Source organism: Alteromonas sp. MmMcT2-5 (genome assembly GCF_022348315.1).
Lineage (GTDB): Bacteria > Pseudomonadota > Gammaproteobacteria > Enterobacterales > Alteromonadaceae > Alteromonas > Alteromonas macleodii.
Window position 1 is genome coordinate 1 of the sequence record NZ_JAKRFB010000095.1, and the last position, 9,213, is coordinate 9,213.

Genomic DNA, 9,213 nt, shown 5'->3' on the forward strand with positions numbered 1-9,213 from the left:
GGGGTTCTAGGGATTTTCCCCTCTAAAAAGACATAATCCTCTGTAGACCACACCAATAAATGGCTGCGGAGGTGGTTTACTTTCAGCTTGGAGCCTAATCATCCACTATCGGCCTTGTTATTTCGCCAATATTGGGCAATTTCCCAGTATTAGTGAAGTTATACGTTCCGCTTAAGTTGATATTTTGCCACGCAACGGGCGAAACAGCACGAGTGATACCCGCTTTCTCTTCATCTCCTCTCGCTTCAAAGTGTCCCAGCAGATGACTCAGTATCGCGGAGTTGAAGTAGATGATCGCGTTGGCAAGCAATCTTGCACATTCATTCCAGATAGCGATTTCACTCTCGTTTTTGCCTCGGAACTGATCGCCATTCACCGACGCAATAGCCCGTCTCAGGAAGTGCCACGCTTCTCCCCGGTTAAGGGCACGCTGAACGTACTGCCGCAAACTGGCATTGTCTATGTAATCCAGTAAATATTGCGCTTTGACCAGTCGATTATACTCCGTCAGCGCCTGTAATGTCGGGTGCCCCGAAGGATAACCAGACAACTTTCTTACCAGCATTGCCTGTGTCGTTCGCTTTGTCTGAAGTGACAGAACAATGCGCCTAATATCCTGCCATCCCGTTTCGATGACATTCGTCCTGATGGGCTTTTTCAGGGCAAGGTTGGTGCCGCCGTGTTCATTTTCAGTTACGTCAAACAGATCATTGATGACACTACTGAACTGCGCGTATCGCGGTGCAAAACTGTAACCGCATAGATCCAGTAAGGCGAAGTTAACATGATTGACACCGGGTTGGCCACCAGTGTCATGGCCGTGATCCCTTTGTTGGTGCCGAAATACTTAGAGGAGTACCGGGTTTTAAAGGTTTCCAGATGGGTTTCGAATTTCTGACCATCCGCACTGGCATGCAGCTGGTCCTCCTGAATATGGTAGTGGCGGAAGATGGGTAGCGCTGCAACCGCATTATTGATCACGTCGCTGGCGTCATGCAGCGTTTCAGGCCGGATATAGTTGGCCTGCACCGTACTCAGGTGTTCATAGCTTCGATCGGAGATCTGCGCCATGCCATACACACCACGGTGAGTGGCGTTGGCAATCAGAATGGCCAGTAAATCATCCTGATGAGTGAACCCTTGTTTTTGTATCGGAAGTACATGAGTCAGACATTTCATGAACCCGGTTTCGCGCTCTACATACCGCAGTACATCCGCGATACCGACCGGTTGCATTCGCTTAAAAAAGGGATTGTTGACCAGAGATGTAGCGCTTTTGGTCGGCAGACGCCAGCGGGTACCGGTACGATTTTTCATGATCACATTTCGATTGTCTCCCTCATCAATATGGAGAGCAACGTCTTTGAGTGCACTTTCCAGCCGGTGTTGTTTCTCCTGTAACAATAACTCTGCGGGCTGTTTTAGTCTGTCCAGTGTTGATGAGGCCAGCAAGGTATCCTGCGATGTCTGGGGGATCCTAAAATGATAAAAGCTTCTGCTGTGAGAATGACCCTCATGCTTGTTCAAGCAATAACTGCGCGTACAGTGAAATAGTCTTTTGACTAATGGTAGACATCGCCAAGACTATTACTACTAGTAGACAAAGTTGTGAGGTGTCCACATGTCTAAAGATGTAAATAAGCTACTCGCAGGTCAACTTCTGATTGTTGAAGATGACGCCATTACTTCTGAACTTATATCAAACAACCTCACAGCATTAAAGAAAATCCGTATTGTTGCAAACGGTAAAAGTGCAGTTAAGTTTTGCCAATTGTATAAACCAGATATCATTGTGCTAGATGTTTACTTACCAGACATCAATGGTATTGAGCGCTACCGACTTCCTAAAGAAGCCACTATCTCTCTCAACTCTTCAACAATGACTTGTTAAACACTTGAATACTTCAAAACAATTAGAAACATATCGAGAGTTGATACATGTAGATCAATTGACTGGTGTGTTTAGTCGGTACTATTTTAGTATGCACTCAATACATCATAAGCGGCATTTTCATCAGCATGGACAGTAGTTGAGCCGCAGATATGCTTTGTCATCGCTGCTTCAACGGCATCTGAATTTTCAGAACGAATAATAACAAGTAAACTTGAGGGGCGTTTTCGGGTTAGCAATCAACACCCCTCTAAATAGTTCTAGTAGAGGATGATGCTTGCGTTTGCTCTAACTGTCACATTGCCAGCTGGATCGATAATAGTACCCGCATTGGCGTAAATTGTACCGCCGAGACTCTTTTTATACTCCTTTGACTGTACAACCCAATTCATAGTGTAGATTGTATTGGGTTTTATCGGTGCTGTGAACTTTACATCCATGTGAGCTCCAAGCATAGGACCAAATTTCATGAAGTGAGTAGGAAGAAGAGCGGAAAATACTGCAGTGATATGGCTGCCACTTGCAATAATCCCTCCAAGACGAATTGTTTGTTCGTTATCTGGGTCATTATGTACAGGATTTAAATCGCCAATGAACTTGGCTCCATCTACTACTTCCTTCTCACTTAAGAGTAATTGGGACTCAATGATGTAGCCTACGTCTGGCAAATATTCTTTCTGCTCCTGAACGCTTTGCATAGATTGCATTAGCCAACCTCCTTTAGAAGATGGTGCTGATTTCTCAGATTAAGATTTTCGCTAGTTTGCAATGATGGCGCGGAATAGCGGAAATCATGAGCCCATACAAATTGATGCCAATAGCTCTCTGCAATCTCAATCCATATTTTGAGTAGATTTTCATCTTTGACGAATCTCTTTTGATTTATCATTATCCAACTCATTACAGCTTGGCTGTCTCTACAATCCTCGCAATGTCCTGAAGTGCAGCAAAAGTTTACCGTTTTGCAGTCTGAGGCGTAGGCATTAAATCCTGGAAGTACAGCATTACCGTTCTTAATTCTTTCAGCATTTTGTGGATGGTCTACACTCACACTGGGGCAAACATCATATCCAAAATCTCCCCAGTGACTTTTCCCTGTTACCATAGCTTCAATGTAGTAAGGGTGGCTAGCGAGTGTCTCTGGAAACAACTCCCTGACTCGCAAAATTTCATCAAGTAATCTTTTTTCGTACTTGGTCCGGAGTGGATCGCTCGTACCATACTTACTATAAAAATTAACTGAGACTGTATTTCCATTTTCCGATATTTTTCTCACTGTCTCTTCGATATGAGCAATTCCATCTTCAGTCACTGCAAAAATGAAATGGGCTCTCGGATCATATTTATAGTTCTTAAGAGCAGTCTCAAATAGACCCGAAAAGGAGTTTCCGTTAGGTTTGATCGCTCGCAGGTCATCGTCTAGAGAGCCACCACCAAACAAAGAGATTAAAACCGAAAAATCCTTAAAGCCTTCTTTGGGCAAAGCTTTAAGACCATTGGTTGATATGCTATTAAACTCCATAATCTCAGCAAATAATTCGAGTCTTTTGGGATGGAGCGTAGGCTCGCCTCCTATAATCAGACTAGTATTGATACCTCTATTCCTCTCAGAGATAAGAAACTTTTTAATTTCATCCTTTTTGGACAAATCTTTTGTTCTTTTGTCAAAGTCATATTCAAAAAACCAACAACCTTTACACCTTATATTGCACGCTGTAGTGATTAAATACTCTGACACTCTAACTCTTGAACTAATTTGTTTAATCCGTTGATAACGAGCATAATATTCAAAGTCACCGTTAAGCCTTTTAAATATTGCATTTTTGGTAACATCTTTCATAAGCAAATCCTTCTAGCATAAGATTAGAGAAACTTTCTGTTTGCAGTATCGTCTGGTACATGAAGTCCAAGAGCTTCTAATTTTCTTCTGGCCTTTTCCGCAAATTCGTTGCGTGCAACGGAATATGACTTTTGCCTCAACCCGTATTTCACGTACAATTCTGACCTTGGGGAATCACTTCTGCCAAAGGTATCAAGTGTTACTGGCCACATTCTTATAAGAGCTTCTTGAATTTGCTTGAATCCATTTTTCGTCTTACACATGCTCCTCGTAATCCTGAATCCATGCCCAACGTGCAGTTTTTCATCCTTTAAAACATGAGGGCACATGTCAGCAATAGGCCTGTAGGAACTTTGAGCCATTTCCTCTAGGACATCAATTACAGCGTCTTCTACAAGAGTCGAAATCAATGCTCTTTCAGCCCAATTTCGACAACTTTTTACGGCTTCGGTCGCGTAGAACGCTCTATCGTTCAAGTTTTGCGATAGCATAAATGACGTATCTATACCAATATCTAATAAAATGTCCGCAGCTCTTTGATAGTGGTCAAGTTCATCCTTGGCTAATTCGCAGCACACTGCTTTCTCGTAGGGGTCATTTGTCAAAAAGTAAAACAATTTTACATAGTCATCAGCTCCAGAAAGTTCCCCTTCAGCATGGGCAGTCAATTGCCTCTTAACGAGATCTTGATATTCTTTAGGTGTTTCAAGTAGTTCTGATGGAGTTGATATATGGAATGGGCTTACATCTTTTACAGCAATAGATTCTTGTAGCATTTCACAGTCCTTTTTGGAAAAGTAGTTACCAAGAACAAATGCGAAGTTAATCTTGGTAAGGTCCTGTCTATAGGATGCCCACCTTTTTCAGAAATTCAAATTGCTACTAATGTTCATGACAGCAGAAAATGAGTTACATCAATGCCTAACAGATAACTGGACCTTTAAAGCAAACACATGTTTTACTTGAACCTACAAAATAACTCAAAAAAATCAAGGCGAGTTCCACACAACGTCATACGGCTTTCCAATTGGAAAGTCCATACCACAAAATAACCATAGAAATGATCTGCAAATTTGTAAAGACGTTGTTTAAAAAATTTGCCAGAAAGTAATAAAGTTATTAACTAAGTTCTTAACGCTGGGAATTGATATCACGAGCTACGACCATACCTAAAGTATAGTCGCGTGATTACTAAAGGAACTTGACGGTCTAACTAACCTGAACTCGGTTTAAGAAATTGAACTAATTGCCTGTTCCAAGATCCGATCTTTCGACCAAGAAAAATATGGACCAAAAAGTGTTCAGCGTTCTCCAAGTCCCAATGCCACATACCGTCCAATGACGAGTGTTCAATAAACCTGAATATGCGCGTATCGGATTGAACTAAGTCGAGCAACTCTTTCTCAAGTCTATGCAATGGTAATACCTTTTAGTTCAACGCCGACGTTTGAACTTCCTCTATTTACACCTACTGCTGTGTTAATGATAGCGTCAGTATCTCAATGAAGAAACTAATTAAATTAATACTAAATCAATAAATTCATCAAACAAGAAAGTATTAAAAAACGACCGTTTTATGAGAGTGAAAAGTATTTTCTCCGCTCGGTCTGATTTTATTGGTTCTATTAGTTTTATAAACCCATCTCATTTAATATAGTCTCATAAAGTCATTTTTCAACATGTAAATAAGATTATGGGGCTCAAAATAGGGTATGCTCGAGTAAGTACATCTGATCAAGACTTAAATCTACAGATCGATGCGTTAATGAACAACGGGTGTGCTCCTGAACATATTTTTACCGATAAAACGTCGGGAGCAAAATCAACTCGACCAGGATTAGATAAATGTCTTGATACATTGTCATCTGGAGACATTTTAATAGTATGGCGATTAGATCGTCTTGGCCGCTCAATGTCTCACTTGATCAATTTGATTGAGTCATTAGTTGAAAAAGACATTGGATTCAAATCGATCCAGGACGGTGCTATTGATACAACAACAGCTTCAGGTGAGTTGATGTTCAATATATTTAGTGCATTGTCGCAATTTGAGAGACGATTAATCCAAGAGCGGACCAATGCTGGTTTATCTGCTGCAAGAGCACGAGGACGGAATGGCGGTAGACCTAAAATCGGTATCAACAACCCTAAAGTCCAGATGGCAAAGCAGATGCACCAAAATAATTCACTTTCTATAGAGTCTATTTGTAATTCACTTTCTATATCTAAAGCAACTTTCTATCGTTATTTAGCAATGTGATTATAAGAAAGCAACTCATTGAACTATTATTCACTTTGCAGAGGCTCCACACCACTAAGCAAACCTGCCAAATCAATCGCTTTACGATTTTTGTTAAAGGCATACTCTCCGTTCAAGTTGATGTGCTGCCAAGCAACCGGTGATAGTTTAGAAATAATATCTACCACATCTTGTCTACCGTTTCTTTCTTGGATCTTCAAAAAGGCTGATAACAAGGCAGAATTATAATAGATAATACAGTTTGAAATGAGCCGCGCACAATCATTCCATTGAGACACCTGATAATCGTTACCACCACGAAATCTATTACCATTGACTGAGGTAATGGCTCGTTTTAACTGGTGATAGGCTTCCCCTCTATTTAACGCTTGCTGAACATAATGGCGTAGTGTTGAGCTATCAACGTACTCCAAAACGTAAATCGCTTTAATTAGACGATCATACTCATGCAAAGCTGACAACGTGCGACTCTTGCCGTTACTGAGCTTTCTAATGATGGTGCTTTGAGTAGTTGTCTTTTGGCTAAGAGAACAAAGGATATGTTGAATGTTTTCCCATTCTTCAGCCACTAATTTATAGTTAACGTCTTTCTTTAACTGAATTCGGCCACCTTCTTCTTCAGTAACTTCAAATAAGTCAAAAAACACTCGTTTCATTTTTGCGTATCGAGGCGCAAAGGTGTAGCCAAAGAAATCTAAAATAGCGAAATTGACGTTATTCGTGCCGTGGTTATCGGTGGATAACGTATTTGGCTGTATCTCAGAGGTATTGTTGTAAAGCAAATCAAATGCAAAATGACCTTCATATTCATTCGCGCCAATAACTTGAGTATTCACTGGCACATGATTTGACACTAACGTCAGCGCTGAGACACCTTTGCCTTTGGCAAAATACTTGGATGAATAACGGGCTTTAAAGGTGTTGATCCTACACTCGAATTTTTGACCATCGATGCTTGAAAATAACTGATTGTCATCAATATGGTAGTAAGCAAATATTGGCAGGATAGCAATGGCATTAGAGATCTGATCATTAGACTCTTTCAGCGTCTCGTATCTGATGTAACTATCATTAACACTGCGCAACTTTCCCATCGAACGGTCGGAGATATTGGCCATTTTATATAGGCCGTAATTCGTACCGTTGGCGAGTATGCAGGCAACCAGATCTTCTTTGTCTACTGATGATTTTTGTTTTGTGGTAGCGATATGTGTAAAAGCATTGAGGTAATTAGTTTTTTCGTCAACAAACAGCATAAGCTCGACAATACCCATATGCTGAATTTGATTATAGAGAGGGTTATCAACCGTTTGTTGCCAGCGGCTATTTGGGATAGACCATTTTAGTTCTGACTTACCAGGTATAACTTCGACGTATTTGTTGTCACCACTGAATATATGTGTGCCAGCCTCTTTCAATTTCACTTCAAGCTGATACTGCTTCTCATCCAAGGTTTGGTTAATTGGTGCTGATAGTTTATCAAGCCCTGTATTTTCAATAATATCGTCTTTGTTTTGCCATTCTTTTGGCTGGATTAAATCTGAACTCAGACTACGATTATTGACACTCTCTTTTACGGTAAGGCTATTGTTTTGAAATAGTTGCTCTGCTTTACGATACAGGAAGTACTCAAAACGAATAGCTATTTGCTTAGAAACTTCTCCTTGCAAATACCCTCGGTCACCTTTGGGTACCAAGTCTAGGTTGATGGTTCTAACAGCCTTGCATTCACTGAGTTCAGAGCGCAACGTTACATACTGATTATGTAAATCATCTTTTAAATGGATAAACTCAATGTCTATGGCCATGAACAAGGAGCGTAGAAGTTTACTCACCTTGCTTGACTGTTTATCAATAAATTGCCACTCATATTTACGCCCATCAAAATCATTGCTATCAAGATGTTCGCTAAGCAATTTAATGTTCTCAGCAGGTAGCAACTTAAAGGCTTTTTTGCGTACATCGCCAAAGGTCAATGCATCGTCAATATCGCTGTCAATGAAGTAATTCAGCAGACTGCCAGCCGATTTCAATTTTGTTCTGACAATGTTTATATCTTCGATAACTCCCTGTTTGGCGTGACTCTTTGCTCCTTCAGCAAGCTTTCGGACGAGATAGATAAATGCAGAAACGAGGTTGTCGTTAGTTTCGCGGTACCTGAAGAATAGATAACAAACAAGATATAACAAGGTTTGACTATCAGCATGTCTTTTTAACTTATAAACCGACTTGTGTTTTACTAAAGACGCGTAGTATTCAAGGTTTTTCGGTGACAGCTCTAATTCAGCAATCAGTGTCTTAATTTCTGGATAAAGCGCACGTATGATTTTATGCGTCTTTAGTTCTTGTGATATTTGGCTGGCTGAAAAATCCTTCGCCATGCGCTTTAACATAGCGAGATCTGTGAACGTGCTTTTGGAATCAAGCAATCTAAGAAGCGTAGCTTTTGTATCACTGCCTAGGTTTTGGTTCAGGACAGACTCAATGCGACTACGCTCACTAGAAAGTACACTCGATATGATATCTTGAAGTGTCGTATAACCAGCTAACGCAATCCTGTTTTGTCCAAAGTAAGCAATGCATTCATCAAACACATATCTTGGCTCTTGATTGATTTTAACAACGACATTGAGCCTTTTGAGTAAAGGTGCCTTGTCATTCTTGCTCTGGTAAACGGAGAAGCCTGTATAAGTCAGAAGTTTTCTAACTAACGCTGTTTTGGTTCGCGGTGGAATATCTTCATCTTGAACGCTTTTATCGCTGAAATATTTTGCTTTAACGTAGTTAAAGTCAGGTTCAACATCTGAGAATGTAAAATTGAAAATTATTGGTCTGGATCTGAAATAACCCAATAAGAGGATAAAATAGATTCTGGTCTCTGTTTGCCTCAACGTATTGACCAGTTTCTGAGTTTCCTTGTCGAGTGAAAAGTAGTCTTCTCTGTCGGAGTGACTAAAGTTGGGGAGAGCATAAAGTTCTTTGACTTCAAACGACGTGAGTATTTGAATGCGTTTTGTTTGTTCAGCAGCGATGGCATATAGTCCTGATTATTTTTTCATAATCATAACAGACTCAATGTTTTAATTCCTAATGCCGATTTCGAGGGGATGGGCGCAAAACCCCGGATCAGGTCGTCTTCCAGTGCGCGGTATTTGGTAACATTTGGCAAATAAATGCGTCCATTCAGTCGTGAGGTTAACTGCCGGTAGAGCAGCCATTCGT

At 40.6% G+C, this 9,213-nt stretch carries 7 protein-coding genes and 1 pseudogene; 2 read left to right on the forward strand and 6 right to left on the reverse strand.

Going from position 1 to position 9,213, the window contains the following annotated elements:
• Positions 1–94 precede the first annotated feature (94 nt).
• Positions 95–1,476: pseudogene (locus MHN09_RS20515) on the reverse strand (Tn3 family transposase); the annotation flags it as partial.
• A gap of 145 nt (positions 1,477–1,621) precedes the next feature.
• Here MHN09_RS20515 and MHN09_RS20520 point away from each other — a divergent pair.
• Positions 1,622–1,891, forward strand: a complete 270-nt coding sequence (locus tag MHN09_RS20520) for a response regulator (protein ID WP_015068647.1) — start codon at positions 1,622–1,624, stop codon at positions 1,889–1,891.
• 86 nt (positions 1,892–1,977) lie between these two features.
• Here the strand turns inward: MHN09_RS20520 and MHN09_RS20525 are convergent, their stop codons facing one another.
• Genes MHN09_RS20525 through MHN09_RS20540 form a run of 4 tightly spaced genes read right to left on the reverse strand, consistent with a single transcriptional unit; the run spans position 1,978 to position 4,507 of the window.
• Positions 1,978–2,130, reverse strand: a complete 153-nt coding sequence (locus MHN09_RS20525; RefSeq protein ID WP_020742482.1) for a hypothetical protein — start codon at positions 2,128–2,130, stop codon at positions 1,978–1,980.
• Between the two features lie 21 nt (positions 2,131–2,151).
• Positions 2,152–2,598, reverse strand: coding sequence for a MaoC family dehydratase (locus tag MHN09_RS20530; protein ID WP_015068648.1), 447 nt, complete (start codon positions 2,596–2,598; stop codon positions 2,152–2,154).
• Positions 2,598–3,731, reverse strand: a complete 1,134-nt coding sequence (locus tag MHN09_RS20535; RefSeq protein WP_015068649.1) for a radical SAM protein — start codon at positions 3,729–3,731, stop codon at positions 2,598–2,600. The genes MHN09_RS20530 and MHN09_RS20535 overlap by 1 nt, the downstream gene beginning before the upstream one ends.
• Positions 3,732–3,754: 23 nt before the next feature.
• Positions 3,755–4,507 carry a Phenylacetic acid catabolic protein gene (locus tag MHN09_RS20540; RefSeq protein ID WP_015068650.1) on the reverse strand — a complete coding sequence of 251 codons (753 nt, stop codon included), beginning with the start codon at positions 4,505–4,507 and terminating at the stop codon, positions 3,755–3,757.
• A gap of 917 nt (positions 4,508–5,424) precedes the next feature.
• Between MHN09_RS20540 and MHN09_RS20545 the strand changes: the two genes are divergently transcribed.
• The gene (locus MHN09_RS20545) at positions 5,425–5,991 is read left to right on the forward strand and encodes a recombinase family protein (RefSeq protein ID WP_015068652.1); all 567 of its coding nucleotides are present in this window, start codon (positions 5,425–5,427) and stop codon (positions 5,989–5,991) included.
• A gap of 26 nt (positions 5,992–6,017) precedes the next feature.
• Here the strand turns inward: MHN09_RS20545 and MHN09_RS20550 are convergent, their stop codons facing one another.
• On the reverse strand, positions 6,018–9,023 hold the full coding sequence (locus MHN09_RS20550) for a Tn3 family transposase (RefSeq protein WP_088941599.1): 3,006 nt from the start codon (positions 9,021–9,023) through the stop codon (positions 6,018–6,020).
• Positions 9,024–9,213 lie beyond the last annotated feature (190 nt).